The 16,039-nt window shown below is 58.3% G+C and carries 14 protein-coding genes and 1 pseudogene; 7 read left to right on the top strand and 8 right to left on the bottom strand.

Translation table 11 applies throughout. The features are described from left to right. Positions 1-176: 176 nt before the first annotated feature. Entirely contained in the window at positions 177-713 is a 537-nt protein-coding gene (locus AABM52_RS06475; RefSeq protein ID WP_347910975.1) for a hypothetical protein, read from the top strand. 33 nt (positions 714-746) lie between these two features. Beyond that, the gene (locus AABM52_RS06470) at positions 747-1,247 is read left to right on the top strand and encodes a hypothetical protein (protein WP_347910974.1); all 501 of its coding nucleotides are present in this window, start codon (positions 747-749) and stop codon (positions 1,245-1,247) included. 288 nt (positions 1,248-1,535) lie between these two features. On the opposite strand, the gene emhR is transcribed toward AABM52_RS06470, so the two are convergent. Further along, entirely contained in the window at positions 1,536-2,168 is a 633-nt protein-coding gene (emhR, locus tag AABM52_RS06465) for an efflux system transcriptional repressor EmhR (protein WP_347910973.1), read from the bottom strand. A 276-nt stretch (positions 2,169-2,444) separates the two neighbouring features. Here emhR and emhA point away from each other — a divergent pair, with 276 nt between their 5' ends. The 3 genes from emhA to emhC are packed head-to-tail and all read left to right on the top strand — an operon-like array spanning position 2,445 to position 8,227. Further along, a complete protein-coding gene (gene emhA / locus AABM52_RS06460; protein ID WP_347910972.1) occupies positions 2,445-3,602 on the top strand; it encodes an efflux RND transporter periplasmic adaptor subunit EmhA in 1,158 nt (385 codons plus the stop codon). A gap of 3 nt (positions 3,603-3,605) precedes the next feature. After that, entirely contained in the window at positions 3,606-6,767 is a 3,162-nt protein-coding gene (emhB, locus tag AABM52_RS06455) for an efflux RND transporter permease subunit EmhB (protein WP_347910971.1), read from the top strand. Next, on the top strand, positions 6,767-8,227 hold the full coding sequence (emhC, locus tag AABM52_RS06450) for an efflux RND transporter outer membrane subunit EmhC (protein WP_347910970.1): 1,461 nt from the start codon (positions 6,767-6,769) through the stop codon (positions 8,225-8,227). The genes emhB and emhC overlap by 1 nt, the downstream gene beginning before the upstream one ends. A gap of 163 nt (positions 8,228-8,390) precedes the next feature. Here the strand turns inward: emhC and AABM52_RS06445 are convergent, their stop codons facing one another. Then, the gene (locus tag AABM52_RS06445) at positions 8,391-8,885 is read right to left on the bottom strand and encodes a hypothetical protein (protein WP_347910968.1); all 495 of its coding nucleotides are present in this window, start codon (positions 8,883-8,885) and stop codon (positions 8,391-8,393) included. Between the two features lie 367 nt (positions 8,886-9,252). Between AABM52_RS06445 and AABM52_RS06440 the strand changes: the two genes are divergently transcribed. After that, the gene (locus tag AABM52_RS06440; RefSeq protein ID WP_347910967.1) at positions 9,253-10,512 is read left to right on the top strand and encodes an OprD family porin; all 1,260 of its coding nucleotides are present in this window, start codon (positions 9,253-9,255) and stop codon (positions 10,510-10,512) included. A 123-nt stretch (positions 10,513-10,635) separates the two neighbouring features. Here AABM52_RS06440 and pcaC read toward each other — a convergent pair whose 3' ends face one another. From pcaC to AABM52_RS06420, 4 genes are read right to left on the bottom strand one after another with little or no spacing between them, the layout of a single operon-like run. Continuing rightward, positions 10,636-11,028, bottom strand: a complete 393-nt coding sequence (gene pcaC, locus AABM52_RS06435; protein WP_007976697.1) for a 4-carboxymuconolactone decarboxylase — start codon at positions 11,026-11,028, stop codon at positions 10,636-10,638. Between the two features lie 10 nt (positions 11,029-11,038). Next, positions 11,039-11,830, bottom strand: coding sequence for a 3-oxoadipate enol-lactonase (pcaD, locus tag AABM52_RS06430; RefSeq protein WP_347910966.1), 792 nt, complete (start codon positions 11,828-11,830; stop codon positions 11,039-11,041). Positions 11,831-11,842: 12 nt separating this feature from the next. After that, positions 11,843-13,207: a 3-carboxy-cis,cis-muconate cycloisomerase gene (locus AABM52_RS06425; protein WP_347910965.1), complete on the bottom strand. Its 1,365-nt coding sequence runs from the start codon at positions 13,205-13,207 to the stop codon at positions 11,843-11,845. Between the two features lie 43 nt (positions 13,208-13,250). Beyond that, complete coding sequence (locus AABM52_RS06420) at positions 13,251-14,555, bottom strand: MFS family transporter (RefSeq protein ID WP_347910964.1); 1,305 nt, start codon at positions 14,553-14,555, stop codon at positions 13,251-13,253. A gap of 65 nt (positions 14,556-14,620) precedes the next feature. On the opposite strand from AABM52_RS06420, the pseudogene AABM52_RS06415 reads away from it, so the two are divergent. After that, positions 14,621-14,737: pseudogene (locus AABM52_RS06415) on the top strand (DUF4381 domain-containing protein); the annotation flags it as partial. 13 nt (positions 14,738-14,750) lie between these two features. Here AABM52_RS06415 and pcaG read toward each other — a convergent pair. Together pcaG and pcaH are read right to left on the bottom strand one after the other, a co-directional pair. Continuing rightward, positions 14,751-15,317 carry a protocatechuate 3,4-dioxygenase subunit alpha gene (gene pcaG / locus AABM52_RS06410; RefSeq protein ID WP_347910963.1) on the bottom strand — a complete coding sequence of 189 codons (567 nt, stop codon included), beginning with the start codon at positions 15,315-15,317 and terminating at the stop codon, positions 14,751-14,753. A 1-nt stretch (position 15,318) separates the two neighbouring features. Next, complete coding sequence (pcaH, locus tag AABM52_RS06405) at positions 15,319-16,023, bottom strand: protocatechuate 3,4-dioxygenase subunit beta (protein WP_347910962.1); 705 nt, start codon at positions 16,021-16,023, stop codon at positions 15,319-15,321. Positions 16,024-16,039 lie beyond the last annotated feature (16 nt).

Below are 16,039 nucleotides of genomic sequence, written 5' to 3'. Positions count from 1 at the left end.
TCAAACAATACTGCTTTTACTAACCCTCTCAATTTCCCGCCATCAAGCACTCCACCCACATCAAGCAAGATAAACTAACAACTCACTTCAGCCCACTTATTGAATAACCACCCCTCACGAACAACAATGACTTAAACCCATTGACACCCAAGCACCACTTAAATGGAATTAAGCCAATGCCTCCACTCGCAAAACACATAAAGGCTACTCTGACCGGGCTAACACTCGCCCTCATAACAAGCAGCTTCAGCTTTGCTTCAAATGAAAAGCAAAAGCCACTCATTCAATCCAAAGACTCGGACACAACGACTATTCACTACCACTTTAAAAACCTCACAAACAGCACAATGAAGCTTTCAAAGCCTACAAAAAAACAAAGCAACTCCTCCTACCCCATCAGTGAGTTCGATGTCCCCGCCAAGGGCCGATACGAGTATGCAGCTGACTTTCCGAAGTTCTTCAGCTCTATTGCTTTCGGCAAAGCGACCGAGCTGACAGAAACATTTGCCTACGTTTCGGGAAACAAGGAATGCCTATACACAGCGTCCATTGAAGTCAGACTGGAAAAACAAGGAGGCGACGCCGAACGAGTGCCCCACTGGTCGGGCAATGGCAAATCAACGGGAACTGAAGCGGCTGACTGCTCAACTGAAATTCTCGAAGTGCAAAACAGTTACCCAAATAGTATGAGCATTGAGTTCACCATGGAATAACCCCCCACACCTCCCATCTACGAGCAACCAAAAATGCAAATTTACAAACTGCCAATACTTGCATTGCTTTTATTTTACTCAATCAATGCAAACAGCATGACCGACACCGTCATCACCCTCAAACTGTCGAACAACACTTTCGGCACGTTAAAACTGAAGAGCATTTCGGGCTTGGAAGTTCCGCTGAATGGTCCCTTGATAACGTTTAATGTCGGGCCAGGCACCAAAGAATTTCTCGACATACCCTATCCCAGACCATTTACACTCGACAAATCAGGCTGGCAACCTCGCAGGCAAAAAGTTGAACCTGTCAGCCTCGACCTGGTATATGAAGTGCATGGTTATCGATGCCGCTTGAAAACCCGAATGGATGCTCCGGTTGGTTACGGCGTTTTAGAGCCTGACTACAAACCTGACTGGAAGATAACAGTCGAACCATCAGGAAATGGCCAGTACAAATGCAACGCGACGATCTCAAAAAAGATGACGAGGCCACCCTTCAGTTACATGGTTAACTTTAGTATCAGTAAATAAACATCGTAATAAGTCGGAGGGGAACGTACCGACCTCTGTGCCACTCCCTCCGACCTCCCCTGCACCCCGAGATCAGTTCACAAACCGATGTCCGCACGGTGCAAAAAACGGAAGACTCACATTCGCTCACAGACTCGACACAATTTCCCTACAAAATACTGAGCTTGCTACCTGTCAACCTGCCGAGTGTAAGTATATAAAAGCACCGCATTGGCGAAGGGCGCGTGAAGAACTGTTCATCTTCGGCGTCATCGGTTGACACACAAGGTGCCGATTACGCATTTTGCTTTATGCGCGCAGGCTGGGGCTGAAGCGCAACAGATCCAGCCCGGTATCGACCCAACGCTCGGCTTCGGTGTGCAGTTCAAAACTGTCGGGGGCCAGCAACCACTGGTACAGGATGCCGTCAATGTAAGCATGCAAGCTGATTGCGGCGCGGGCGGTGTCGAGGTTTTCCGGCAACTGGCCACGATTCACGGCATTACTCAGGGCCAGGCCGATCCGCACATTGCATTCGAGGCTGGCTGACACCCGTTGTTGGCGCAGGTCGCACATTTCATCGGTGAATTCGCACTTATGAAAAAGAATCTCATTGATGCGTCGGGTTTTCGGGTCCAGCGCAATTTGATGAAACAAATGAATCAACAGCTTGCGCATGCAGCCCAGGGGATCAAGTTCGTCTTCGCTCTCGCTGGCCTTGGCCATTTCTTCCAGGGGCTCATGCAGGGTGTCGAGCATGGCCTGCACCAGATCCGCCTTGTTGCTGAAATGCCAGTAGATGGCCCCTCGAGTGACGCCGGCCAGGGTCGCGATGTCCGCCAAGGTCGTGCGCGCCACGCCTCGCTCGTAAAAGGCCTTTTCGGCCGCCACGAGAATTTGCGCGCGGGTTTCCTGAGCTTCCTCTTTGGTACGACGGACCATGGCAGTACAACCTCAATCAGGGTGCTTCAGCGATGCCTGAACATCGGCTGAATAAAAGTGGGGCGAACGTTCTGGGGGGCGTCCCCGGCCTACAATTCCAACCTTTCAACGGCTCGTGTAACGGCCCATGTAACGACGTTGATACGCAGCCTGGGTATTTACAAACAGCCATGTACGTAAGTATATTCCTTAGCAAGCTACTTATCCACTCGGCAAACATTTTTCAACCTTCCACCTTTCTAGTGCGCTCCTTGCGCGCCTGACCCGAGGATTTTCATGCAATTCAAGCCAGCTGTTACCGCTCTGGTCGCCGCCGTCGCCCTGGCATCGCTGCTCAGCGGATGTAAAAAGGAAGAGGCAGCACCGGCCGCCCCACCGCCTCAGGTCGGCGTCGTGACTCTGCAACCGCAAGCTTTCACCCTGACATCCGATCTGCCCGGCCGTACCAGTGCATTCCGCATTGCCGAAGTCCGCCCGCAGGTCAACGGCATCATTCTCAAGCGCCTGTTCAAGGAAGGCAGCGACGTCAAGTCCGGCCAGCAGCTCTATCAGATCGACCCGTCGATCTATGAAGCAACGCTCGCCAGCGCCGAAGCCAACCTGCGTTCGACCAAGTCGATTTCCGACCGCTACAAGCAACTGGTCGACGAACAAGCCGTAAGCCGTCAGGAATACGACACCGCCGTGGCCAACCGCCTGCAATCGGAAGCCGCGCTGCAAACCGCACAGATCAACGTGCGCTACACCAAGGTCTATTCCCCGCTGACCGGCCGCATCGGCCGCTCCTCGGTGACCGAAGGCGCGCTGGTCAGCAATGCCCAGGTCGACGCGATGGCGGTAATTCAGCAAATCGACCCGATCTACGTCGACGTGACGCAGTCCTCGGTCGAGTTGCTGCAACTGCGCCGTGAGCTGGAAAGCGGTCGCCTGCAAAAGGCCGGCGATAACGCAGCCTCGGTCAAGCTGACCCTCGAAGACGGCAGCGATTACAAGCTGGACGGCAAGCTGGAGTTCTCCGAAATCTCGGTTGACCAGACCACCGGTTCCGTCACCCTGCGCGCCATTTTCCCGAACCCTGATCACACCCTTCTGCCTGGCATGTTCGTGCACGCCAAGTTGCTGGCCGGTGTGAACAGCGCGGCGATCCTGGCCCCGCAGCAAGGCGTGACCCGCGACCTCAAGGGGACGCCAACCGCACTGGTTGTCGGCCCGGACAACAAGGTCGAACTGCGTCAACTCAAGGCCAACCGCACCGTCGGCAATCAATGGCTGATCGAAGACGGCCTGAAGGCCGGCGATCGCCTGATCACCGAAGGTCTGCAATTCGTCAAACCCGGCATCGAAGTCAAGGTCAGTGAAGCGACCAACGTAGCCGCAAAGAACCCGGCCCCCGCCCAGGCAGCTGATAAAGCCTCCGGCGGCAAAGGGGAGTAAACCATGTCGAAATTTTTTATCGACCGTCCGATTTTCGCCTGGGTAATTGCCCTGGTGATCATGTTGGTCGGGGCACTATCGATCCTCCGGTTGCCGATCAACCAGTACCCGAGCATTGCACCTCCGGCGATCGCCATCTCCGTGGCCTACCCGGGTGCTTCGGCACAAACGGTTCAGGACACCGTGGTTCAGGTGATCGAGCAACAGCTCAACGGTATCGACAACCTGCGTTATGTCTCGTCGGAAAGTAACTCCGACGGCACCATGACCATTACCGCGACCTTCGAGCAAGGCACCAACTCCGACACCGCGCAGGTTCAGGTCCAGAACAAGCTGAACCTGGCCACCCCGCTGCTGCCGCAAGAAGTGCAGCAACAGGGTATCCGCGTCACCAAGGCGGTGAAGAACTTCCTGTTGGTGATTGGCGTGGTGTCGCGTGACGGCAGCATGACCAAGGACGACCTGTCCAACTACATCGTGTCGAACATGCAGGACCCGATCTCGCGGACCGCCGGTGTCGGCGACTTCCAGGTGTTCGGTTCCCAGTACGCCATGCGTATCTGGCTCGACCCGGCCAAGTTGAACAACTTCAACCTGACCCCGATCGACGTCAAGACCGCTATCGCCGCGCAAAACGTCCAGGTCTCGTCCGGCCAGCTCGGCGGCCTGCCTGCCCTGCCCGGCACCCAGCTGAACGCGACCATCATCGGCAAGACCCGCCTGCAGACCGCCGAGCAATTCGACAAGATCCTGCTCAAGGTCAACAAGGACGGTTCCCAGGTTCGCTTGAAAGATGTCGCCGAAGTCGGTCTGGGTGGCGAGAACTACAGCATCAACGCCCAGTTCAACGGTGCCCCGGCTTCCGGTCTGGCGGTGAAACTGGCCACCGGTGCCAACGCCCTCGACACCGCAAAAGCCTTGCGCACCACCATCGACAACCTCAAGCCGTTCTTCCCGCAAGGGATGGAAGTGGTGTTCCCGTATGACACTACTCCGGTAGTAACGGAATCGATCAGGGGCGTGGTTCACACCCTGGTCGAAGCGGTCGCGCTGGTGTTCCTGGTGATGTTCCTGTTCCTGCAGAACTTCCGTGCCACCATCATCACCACCATGACCGTGCCGGTGGTATTGCTGGGTACATTCGGGATCCTCGCGGCAGCCGGTTTCAGCATCAACACCCTGACCATGTTCGGCATGGTGCTGGCCATCGGTTTGCTGGTGGACGACGCCATCGTCGTGGTGGAAAACGTCGAGCGGGTGATGAGCGAAGAAGGCCTGTCGCCCAAGGAAGCCACCAAGAAATCCATGGGGCAGATCCAGGGTGCGCTGGTCGGTATCGCCCTGGTATTGTCGGCGGTTCTGCTGCCGATGGCGTTCTTCAGCGGTTCCACCGGTGTGATCTACAAGCAGTTCTCGATCACCATCGTCTCGGCCATGGCCCTGTCGGTATTGGTTGCACTGATCTTCACCCCGGCGCTCTGCGCCACCATGCTCAAGCCGATCCGCAAAGGCGAGCACGGCGTACCGAAGCGCGGTTTCTTTGGCTGGTTCAACCGCAACTTCGACCGCGGCGTACGCAGCTACGAGCGCGGCGTGGGCAACATGCTCACGCACAAGGCCCCGTACCTGCTGGCTTACCTGATCATCGTCGTCGGTATGATCTGGCTGTTCACCCGCATTCCAACGGCGTTCCTGCCGGAAGAAGACCAAGGCGTACTGTTTGCCCAGGTGCAGACCCCGGCCGGCTCCACGGCCCAGCGCACCCAGGTGGTCGTCGACGAAATGCGTGAATTCCTGCTGCGCCCTGGCAAGGATGGCGGCGAAGGCGATGCGGTGAACTCGGTGTTTACCGTGACCGGCTTCAACTTCGCCGGCCGTGGCCAGAGTTCGGGTATGGCGTTCATCATGCTGCGTCCGTGGGACGAACGTAACGCCGACAACAACGTGTTCAAGGTGGCGGCCCGTGCCCAGCAGCACTTCTTCACCTTCCGCGATGCCATGGTGTTCGCCTTCGCGCCACCGGCGGTACTGGAACTGGGTAACGCCACCGGTTTCGACGTATTCCTGCAGGACCGTGCCGGTATCGGCCATGAAAAACTGATGGAAGCGCGTAACCAGTTCCTCGGCATGGCCGCACAAAGCAAGATCCTGTCCCAGGTGCGTCCGAACGGCCTGAACGACGAACCGCAATACCAGCTGGAAATCGATGACGAGAAGGCCAGTGCCCTGGGTATTACCATCGCCGACATCAACAACACCCTGTCGATTGCCCTGGGCAGTAGCTACGTCAACGACTTCATCGACCGTGGTCGGGTGAAGAAGGTTTACGTGCAAGGCCAGCCAGGCGCTCGCATGGGCCCTGAAGACTTGCAGAAATGGTACGTGCGCAACGCCACCGGCACCATGGTTCCGTTCTCGGCGTTCGCCAAGGGCGAGTGGATCTACGGTTCGCCGAAACTGGCCCGTTACAACGGCGTGGAAGCGATGGAAATCCTCGGTGCCCCGGCGCCTGGCTATTCCACCGGTGAAGCCATGCTCGAAGTCGAAGCCATTGCCAAGAAACTGCCGGCGGGTGTCGGTATTTCCTGGACCGGCCTGTCGTATGAAGAACGTCTGTCCGGTTCGCAAGCGCCGGCGCTGTACGCCCTGTCGCTGCTGATGGTGTTCCTGTGTCTGGCGGCGTTGTATGAAAGCTGGTCGATTCCGATCGCGGTAATGTTGGTGGTACCGCTGGGGATCATCGGTGCACTGATGGCCACCAGCCTGCGTGGTTTGTCCAACGACGTGTATTTCCAGGTAGGTTTGTTGACGACTATCGGTCTGGCGGCGAAAAACGCCATTTTGATTGTCGAATTTGCAAAGGAACTGCACGAACAAGGGCGTAGCCTGCGCGATGCGGCGATCGAGGCGTGCCGCATGCGTCTGCGACCGATCATCATGACCTCGCTCGCCTTCGTCCTCGGTGTGGTACCCCTGGCGATATCCACCGGTGCAGGTTCGGGTAGCCAGCATGCAATCGGTACCGGCGTGATCGGCGGTATGATCACGGCCACTGTGCTGGCGATCTTCTGGGTCCCGCTGTTCTTCGTCACCGTGTCGTCCATTGGCCAGCGTAAAAAGGTCGACCAGGATGACGCTACTGAAACTCCTAAAGAGGCTGGCTAATGAGCAAGTCGCTACTCTCCCTGGCAGTCGCCGCCTTCGTACTCGGTGGCTGCTCGCTGATACCTGATTATCAGCAGCCCAAAGCACCGGTGGCGGGCCAGTACCCGCAGGGCCTGGCGTACTCGCCGGCCCAGGCACCGGCGCAAGCGGCTGCCGAGCAGGGCTGGAAGCAGTTTTTCCATGACCCGGCACTGCAACAGCTGATCCAGGTGGCCCTGGAAAACAACCGTGACCTGCGTGTCGCGGCCCTGAACATCGATGCGTTTGCGGCTCAATACCGCATCTCCCGTGCCGATCTGTTCCCGGCCGTCTCGGCCAACGGCACCGGCAGCCGTCAGCGGGTTCCGGAAAACTCCTCGCAAACAGGTCAGTCGGGCATCGTCAGTTCCTACTCGGCCACGGTCGGGGTCAGCGCCTATGAACTCGACCTGTTCGGTCGGGTTCGCAGCCTGAACGAAGAAGCGCTGCAGAAGTACTTCGCCACTGAAGAAGGCCGCCGCAGCACACAGATCAGCCTGGTGGCCAGCGTGGCCAATGCCTACCTGACCTGGCAGGCCGACAAGGAACTGTACAAGCTGACCCAGGACACCCTGGCCGCCTTCGAGGAGAGCTACAAGCTCACCGCCCGCAGCAATGAAGTCGGCGTCGCCTCGGCCCTGGACCTGGCGCAGTCGCGTACCTCGGTGGAAAACGCCCGTGCGCAACTGGCCAAGTACACCCGTCAGGTCGCCCAGGACGAGAACATCCTGGTGCTGCTGCTCGGCACCGGTATCCCGGCCAACCTGCAAGCAGCCAAACCGCTCGACGACGATTTGTTGAGTGACGTGCCAGCGGGTCTGCCCTCTGACTTGCTGCACCGTCGACCGGACGTACTTCAGGCCGAGTACAACCTGAAGGCCGCCAACGCCAACATCGGCGCGGCGCGGGCTGCGTTCTTCCCGAGCATCAGCCTCACGGCCAATGCGGGTACCCTGAGCCCGGACCTGTCCGGTCTGTTCAAGGGTGGTTCGGGCACCTGGTTGTTCCAGCCGCAGATCAACCTGCCGATCTTCAACGCCGGCGCCCTGAGCGCCAGCCTGGATTACTCGAAAATCCAGAAAGACATCGGCGTGGCGAACTACGAGAAGTCCATTCAAACGGCCTTCCAGGAAGTCGCCGACGGCCTGGCCGCCCGCCAGACCTACGTCCAGCAGTTGCAGGCACAGAAAGATTTCGTCAGTGCCAACCAGGAGTACTACCGCCTGGCCGAGCGTCGTTACCGTATCGGTGTCGACAGCAACCTGACCTTCCTCGATGCCCAGCGTCAGCTGTTCAGTGCGCAGCAGGTGCTGATCACCGACCGTCTGGCGCAGTTGGTCAGCCAGGTCAACCTGTACAAGGCCCTGGGTGGTGGCTGGAACGAACAGACGGCGAAGAACGAGCCGTTGAAGGAAGAAGCGCCGAAGATGAAGTTGTTCTGAAGTTTTAATGCAAGAAAACGCATCATGGAACTACAAAATTCCATGATGCGCTTGCTCAACAGCCACTATACTTTCATAGTAACGCTCAGTTACCAGCCAACAACCATCGCACCTACCCTACCTCCTTCCCGAAGATCAAACAAACGACATAACTCCAGGCACTTCAAGCATTCAACCTGACATCAAACTTATCGCACCTAAAACTTACACCTCGATATCTACCTGATCCAAAGTTAACTTTAAATTCAAAATCAAAAAAACCTTCAACTGCCTGTGCTTCAAGAAACCGGACATGAAACGTTCCTTTCGGCACCGTATAACTTATGCCACCGCTTGTGACATCCTTCCTAAGAAAGCACGCATCCACATGATCAACATGCTCTGAGATCGGGTAACTGCCACCTTGCTCCAACCTGTACCAACATCTCAATACCAACTCAGTTTCACTATCATCATCCCTGAACAGCATAAAAAACCCAGGGAAATTGTTATCCCACCACAAATATGGATCTCTAAGTTGAATAATAACCTCCGGATCGTTTTCAACCGTATACCGCCCATTCATTCTCCCGCCAAGTACTTGCTCTACAACCTTGCCCTCCAGAAACGCCTGCCATTTCTCATCTTTTAATCGAACCTCATCGCTTTCGACTTTCATAGCAACCTCTCAGATTTACGAAGAAGCAAAATCAAATATACTTCAGAGCAATTGAAACTAGACCTTTGATCTTCCACAAACAACTGTCAGATATAACAGGATGACAACCAACTCAGACACGTAAACGCATACGCACACTATCGTTCGATAATCGCCCAAAACCCGCTTTTTACGATTGAACCATCCAGTACATTCCACGCACCATCCGAACCACAAAACCAATAACAACAGGTTCGACACCATGCCCCCGCGCCCCGCCCTCTCCGGCTGACCCGCTTCGTTTTGTGCTGATTTCGAATATTCGTCTGCAACCCCGGGTTGCGGCATCACCCTGTTTCATCCCCAAGAATTAGAGAGACCCGAGTTCATGACGTCTTCCACCGCGCAGTATTTCGTTCCTAGCCTGATCGCCGCCGCTCTGGCAAGTGCCGCCCTGCCTGCCTACGCCGAGGAGTTGGGTTTTGTCGAAGGGGCCAAGGTCAACCTTAACCTGCGCAACTTCTACATCAACCGCAACTTCACCAACCCGACCAAGGCCCAGGGCAAGGCTGAAGAGTGGACGCAGAGTTTCATTCTCGACGCCAAGTCCGGGTTCACCCAGGGCACCGTTGGGTTCGGTATGGATGTGCTCGGTTTGTACTCGGTGAAGCTCGACGGCGGCAAAGGCACCGGCGGCACGCAACTGCTGCCACTGGATCACGACGGTCGCCCGGCGGATAACTTCGGGCGCACCAACGTGGCGTTCAAGGCCAAGCTGTCACAGACCGAAGTCAAAGTCGGCGAGTGGATGCCGGTGCTGCCTATCCTGCGTTCGGACGACGGTCGTTCGCTGCCGCAAACCTTCCGGGGTGGCCAGATCACCTCGAAGGAGATCAATGGCCTGACGCTCTACGGCGGCCAGTTCCGCCAGAACAGCCCACGGGACGACAGCAGCATGGACGACATGTCGATGACCGGCAAAGCGGCGTTCACCTCGGACCGTTTCAACTTCCAGGGCGGCGAGTACGTGTTCAACGACAAGCGCACCCAGATTGGTCTGTGGAACGCCGAGCTCAAGGACATCTACAGCCAGCAATTCATCAATCTGATCCACAGCCAGCCGCTTGGCGACTGGACCCTGGGTGCCAACCTGGGCTACTTCTACGGCAAGGATGACGGCAGCGCCCGGGCCGGCGAGCTGGACAACAAGACCCTGTACGGTTTGTTCTCGGCCAAGTACGACGGCAACACCTTCTACGTCGGGCTGCAGAAACTCACCGGAGACAACGCCTGGATGCGGGTCAACGGCACCAGCGGCGGGACACTGGCCAACGACAGCTACAACTCCAGCTACGACAATGCCCAGGAGAAATCCTGGCAAGTACGTCACGACTACAACTTCGCCACCGTGGGCGTACCGGGCCTGACCCTGATGAACCGCTACATCAGCGGCGACAATGTGCACACCGGCAGCATCACCGATGGCAAGGAATGGGGACGTGAATCGGAACTGGGCTACACCGTGCAAAGCGGTGCGCTGAAAGACCTGAACCTGAAATGGCGCAACTCGACCATGCGCCGGGATTACAGCAACAACGAGTTCGATGAGAACCGCTTGATCATCAGCTATCCGATCAGCCTGCTGTAAACACAAAACAAATGTGGGAGCGAGCTTGCTCGCGATGGCGGTGTATCAGGCGACATCAATAGTGAATATGCCGACGCCATCGCGAGCAAGCTCGCTCCCACAGGTTGTTCACCGTTTTGCCGCTTACTCCCGCGATTCAACCCCCAACTCATCCCACACCGACTCGGCCAGGTGGAACGTCGCATTGGCCGCCGGAATCCCGCAGTAGATTGCACTCTGCATGATCACTTCCTTGATCTCGCCACGGCTGACGCCATTGTTGGCGGCGGCGCGCAGGTGCAGTTTGAGTTCGCCCTCGCGGTTCATGCCGATCAGCATGGCGATGGTGATCAGGCTGCGGGTATGACGTGGCAGGCCCGGGCGGGTCCAGATGTCCCCCCAGGCGTGACGGGTGATCATTTCCTGAAACTCCGAGTTGAACTCGGTCAGGGTGGTCAGGCTGCGGTCGACGTGAGCGTCGCCGAGGACCGCGCGACGGACTTTCATCCCCTCGTCGTAACGTTGTTTCTCATCCACAGGAAAACCCTCAATCAGCCGACAGAAACGCCAGTACCCGCTCGCTGAACGCGCTGCCGGCCTGGACGTTGGACAAATGCGCGGCATAGAACTCGGCGTACTCGGCGCCCGGCACATGTTCCTGAATGAAATGCCCGCCGGACGGCGGCGTCACAGCATCTTCAGTACCGGCAACCACCAGCAGCGGCGCCTTGATCAACGACAACTGATCACGGAAATCGGCATCGCACACCGCCGCGCAGTTGGCCGCATAGCCTTCCGGCGAAGTGGTCGCGAGCATGTCGGTAATCTGCTTGGCCGCCGCCGGGTTGGCTTCGGAGAAGTCCGGGGTGAACCAGCGGGCAATCGACGCATCGCGCAGGGCAATCATGGCCGCCTGACCATCGCGCAGCACCATCTCAATGCGCGGATCCCATATCGATGGATCGCCGATTTTCGCTGCGGTGTTGCACACGATCAGTTTGTTCAGGCGCTCGCCGGCATTGATACCCAGCCACTGCCCAATCAGCCCGCCCATGGACAAGCCGCAGAAATGCGCGCGTTCGATGTGCAAGGCATCCAGCAGCGCCAGCACGTCGCGGCCCAGTTGCTCGATGCTGTACGGGCCCGGCGTCACCAGCGATTGGCCGTGACCACGGGTATCAAAACGCAACACACGAAAATGCTCGGAGAACGCCGGGATTTGCGCGTCCCACATGTGCAAGTCCGTGCCCAGGGAGTTGGACAGCACCAGCACCGGCGCATCGACCGGTCCATCGAGTTGGTAATGCAGTTCGCCCTCGGCGAGTTGTACAAAAGCCACAGCAAGTCTCCTTCAGGCAGTCAATGCAGAATGTTCAGCCACCGCCCGCTCGACCCAGGTTTTGGCCTGACCGAGATAGTGGGCGGGGTCCAGCAGATGATCGAGTTCGGCGGCCGACAGCTCGGCGGTCACTTGCGGTTCGTCACCGAGGACCGCACGCAGGTGACGTTGTTCGGCCACGGCGCGTTTGCAGCATTGCTCCAGCAGGTGGTGCGCGGTATCGCGCCCTACCCGTTGCGCGAGGACGATGCTCACCGCTTCGGCGAGCACCAGGCCCTGGGTCAAATCGAGATTGCGAGCCATGCGCTCGGCATCCACTTCCAGTCCTTGGGCGATCAACAGCGCTTGCTGCAGACTGCCGGACACCAGGCAGCAAATCTCCGGCAGGGTTTCCCACTCGGCATGCCACAGGCCGAGGCTGCGTTCGTGTTCCTGAGGCATGGCGCTGAACAGCGTCGACAGCAGACCCGGCACACGCGTCGCCGCGCCGATCAACACCGCCGCGCCTACAGGATTGCGTTTGTGCGGCATGGTCGAAGAACCGCCCTTGCCCGGCGACGAAGGTTCGAACACTTCGGCGGCCTCGGTTTGCATCAACAGGCTGATATCACGCCCGAACTTGCCGAGACTGCCGGCGATCAGGCCAAACACAGCGCCGAACTCCACCACGCGATCGCGCTGGGTGTGCCACGGCTGATCGGGCAAGGTCAGTTGCAGTTCTTCAGATAGTGCCTGGGCAATCGGCATCGCCTGCTCGCCCAGTGCTGCGAGGGTTCCGGAAGCACCGCCGAATTGCAGCACCAAAAGACGCGGTTTGAGTTCCAGCAAACGCTGACGGCTGCGGGTCACCGCCCCCAACCAACCAGCGATTTTCATGCCGAGAGTGACCGGTGTCGCGTGTTGCAACCACGTGCGCCCCGCCAACGGCGTGGTTGCATAACGCTGAGCCTGAGTCGCCAGAATCTGCCCCAACTGCGCCAGATCGTTTTCAATCAGTTCCAACGCACGACGCAGTTGCAGCACCAGGCCGCTGTCCATCACGTCCTGGCTGGTCGCACCCAGATGCACATAGCGTTCGGCCTCGGCATCGCAGGCCGCGATCTGTTTACCCAGCGCCTTGACCAACGGAATCGCCGAGTTACCCGCCGTGGCAATCGCCTCGCCCAACGCCGCAAAGTCGTAAAGCCCGGCGCTGCAAGCCGCTTCAATCGGTGCGACAGCACTCGACGGAATCATTCCGACCCGCGCTTCGGCCCGGGCCAGTGCCGCTTCGAAATCGAGCATGGCCTGGACCCGGCCCTGATCGCAGAACACCTCACGCATATCGCGGGCAGTGAAATAGGCATCGAACAATTGATTGCCCGGTCGCTGGTTCATAAACATTTCCTGGAGGCGCGGGCCTGCGGTCCGCGCGTGAAGATCAAAGATCGTGATGCAGATACTTCGCCTGTTTCGGCAGACGCAGGCTGAACAGGAACGCTATCGCCATCATCACCGTCACGTACCAGTAGAAGGAGTTTTCCATGCCCACGGCCTTGAGGCTCAAGGCCACATACTCCGCCGAACCACCGAAGATCGCATTCGCCACCGCATACGCCAGGCCGACACCCAGTGCACGCACCTCGGGCGGGAACATCTCGGCTTTCACCAGGCCACTGATGGAGGTGTAGAAACTGACGATCGCCAGCGCCAGGGTAATCAGCACAAAGGCCAGGAATGGACTGCTGACACTTTTCAGGCTCAACAGGATCGGCACGGTGCACAGCGTGCCGAGGGTGCCGAACCAGAGCATCGAGTTACGCCGGCCGATCCTGTCGGCGAGCATGCCGAAAACCGGCTGCATGCACATATAGAGGAACAGCGCGCCGGTCATGATGTAGCTGGCGGTCTTGGCCGGCATGCCGGCGGTGTTCACCAGGTACTTCTGCATGTACGTGGTGAAGGTGTAGAAAATCAGCGAACCACCGGCGGTATAACCGAGTACGGTGATGAACGCGGCTTTATGGTCGCGGAACAGGGCGCTGATGCTGCCGGCGTCCTTGTTTTCGCGCATTTCCTTGCTCGAAGTTTCTTTCAGCGAACGACGCAGATACAGCGAAACCAGCGCCGCCATGGCACCCACCACGAAAGGAATCCGCCAGCCGTAGGCACGCAGATCATCTTCGGTGAGGAACTGTTGCAGGATCACCACCAGCGACACCGCGAGCAACTGGCCGCCGATCAGGGTCACGTACTGGAACGAGGCGAAGAAACCGCGTTGGCCCTTGAGCGCCACTTCACTCATGTAGGTCGCGGTAGTGCCGTACTCACCGCCCACCGACAGGCCTTGCAGCAAACGGGCGAACAGCAACAGGATCGGTGCCCAGACCCCGATGCTGTTGTAGGTCGGCAGGCAGGCGATCAGCAGCGAGCCGAAGCACATCATCAGAATCGAGATCAACATCGAATTCTTGCGCCCGTGCTTGTCCGCCAACCGCCCAAAAATCCAGCCGCCAATCGGCCGCATCAGGAACCCGGCGGCGAACACACCGGCGGTATTGACCAACTGCACGGTGGGGTTATCGGACGGGAAAAAGGCCGGTGCGAAATAGATCGCACAGAAGGCATAGACGTAGAAGTCGAACCATTCGACCAGGTTGCCGGACGACGCACCGACAATGGCGAAGATCCGCTTGTTGCGCTCTTCACCGGTGTATAGCGCTGTAGTAGCTATAGGGGTTGCCATTGTTTTTTCCACTCTGTGGGGACAGTGAGAGTCTAGACACACTTTGCAACAGTCCCGTTCCGCAGATGCATCAGCAACACACAACCCCTGTAGGAGCGAGCCTGCTCGCGACGGCGTCGTATCAGTCGATATCAATGCTGTCTGATACACCGCTTTCGCGAGCAGGCTCGCTCCTACAGGTTTTGCGGTGTTCACTTAATAGTCGAAGAACACCGTCTCGGCATCGGTGCCCTGCAGAATCACATTCCACTGATAAACACCCGACGCATCCTGCTTGGCGATCAACGTGCCGCGACGATCCGCCGGCACGCACTCCAGCAACGGATCGTCGACGTTAGCCGCTTCGCCATCAAAGTAAATCCGCGTCAACAGGTGCTTGACCAGGCCACGGGCAAACACCAGTACCACCAGGTGCGGTGCCTGGGTCGTGCCTTTGAGCCCCTCGACCGTACCGGGCTTGATGGTGGTGAAACGAAAACGCCCTTCGGCATCTACCGGCACCCGACCAAAGCCTTCGAAGTTCGGGTCCAGGGGTTTTTTCTGGTCGTCTTCCGGGTGGTCATACTTACCGGCGGCGTTGGCCTGCCAGACTTCCAGCATCGCGTCGTTGACGATGTCGCCATTGCCGTCGACCACTTGCCCGGTGATCGCCACGCGCTCGCCCAGGGTTTGCTCGACAGTCAGGTTTTCGCGGTTCAGCCAGGTCAGGCCGATGTGGTAGTACGGCCCGACGGTGTGGGACGTGGTCGCAGTCAGCGTCATCTTATTTCTCCATCGGCGTGGCGTCGCGGCCGCGCAAAACGATGTCCCAGCGATAACCGAGGGCATAGGAAGGGATGGTTTTTTCCAGATCGAACGTGGCGATCAAACGCTCTTTGGCGCTGGTATCGGGCACGCAATTGTAGATCGGGTCGTACGCCAGCAGCGGGTCGCCCGGGAAATACATCTGCGTCACCAGGCGCGTCAGGATGCTCGGCCCGAACAGCGAGAAATGGATGTGCGCCGGGCGCCACGCGTTGTGGTGGTTACCCCACGGATACGCACCTGGCTTGATGGTCTGGAACTGGTACCAGCCATCGGCGTCGGTCACGGTGCGGCCGGTGCCGGTGAAATTCGGGTCCAGCGGTGCGTCGTGCAGGTCGCGGGCATGTGCGTAGCGACCGGCGGCGTTGGCTTGCCAGATCTCCACCAGAATCCCCGGCACCGGCAGACCGTTTTCATCCAGCACGCGGCCGTGGATGATGATGCGCTCACCCTGTGGCTGCCCCTCGTGCTGGGCGGTCAGGTCGCTGTCCTTCTCGTTGACGCGCTCGGCGCCGACGGTCGGACCGGTAATTTCCGACAACGAATGAGGCAGGAACACCAACGGTTTGGACGGCGAGCGCAGGTTGGTGGATTGATAGGCCGGGTGCAGGTATTCCGGCTGAGTGCCCGCCTGCGGGCGACGGTAACCAGGCTTGTCAGTCATGAAGCATTCCTCAGTT

Source organism: Pseudomonas grandcourensis, assembly GCF_039909015.1.
GTDB lineage: Bacteria > Pseudomonadota > Gammaproteobacteria > Pseudomonadales > Pseudomonadaceae > Aquipseudomonas > Aquipseudomonas grandcourensis.
Note: the sequence above shows the minus strand (reverse complement) of the source record. Positions and strands in the feature narration are given on the sequence as shown.

What these genes read in the sequence shown, in the direction of transcription:
- AABM52_RS06475 (WP_347910975.1), top strand. Translation starts at nt 177, where the DNA reads ATGCCTCCACTCGCAAAACACATAAAGGCTACTCTGACCGGGCTAACA.
- AABM52_RS06470 (WP_347910974.1), top strand. Translation starts at nt 747, where the DNA reads ATGCAAATTTACAAACTGCCAATACTTGCATTGCTTTTATTTTACTCA.
- emhR (WP_347910973.1), bottom strand. Translation starts at nt 2,168, where the DNA reads ATGGTCCGTCGTACCAAAGAGGAAGCTCAGGAAACCCGCGCGCAAATT.
- emhA (WP_347910972.1), top strand. Translation starts at nt 2,445, where the DNA reads ATGCAATTCAAGCCAGCTGTTACCGCTCTGGTCGCCGCCGTCGCCCTG.
- emhB (WP_347910971.1), top strand. Translation starts at nt 3,606, where the DNA reads ATGTCGAAATTTTTTATCGACCGTCCGATTTTCGCCTGGGTAATTGCC.
- emhC (WP_347910970.1), top strand. Translation starts at nt 6,767, where the DNA reads ATGAGCAAGTCGCTACTCTCCCTGGCAGTCGCCGCCTTCGTACTCGGT.
- AABM52_RS06445 (WP_347910968.1), bottom strand. Translation starts at nt 8,885, where the DNA reads ATGAAAGTCGAAAGCGATGAGGTTCGATTAAAAGATGAGAAATGGCAG.
- AABM52_RS06440 (WP_347910967.1), top strand. Translation starts at nt 9,253, where the DNA reads ATGACGTCTTCCACCGCGCAGTATTTCGTTCCTAGCCTGATCGCCGCC.
- AABM52_RS06425 (WP_347910965.1), bottom strand. Translation starts at nt 13,207, where the DNA reads ATGAACCAGCGACCGGGCAATCAATTGTTCGATGCCTATTTCACTGCC.
- AABM52_RS06420 (WP_347910964.1), bottom strand. Translation starts at nt 14,555, where the DNA reads ATGGCAACCCCTATAGCTACTACAGCGCTATACACCGGTGAAGAGCGC.
- pcaG (WP_347910963.1), bottom strand. Translation starts at nt 15,317, where the DNA reads ATGACGCTGACTGCGACCACGTCCCACACCGTCGGGCCGTACTACCAC.
- pcaH (WP_347910962.1), bottom strand. Translation starts at nt 16,023, where the DNA reads ATGACTGACAAGCCTGGTTACCGTCGCCCGCAGGCGGGCACTCAGCCG.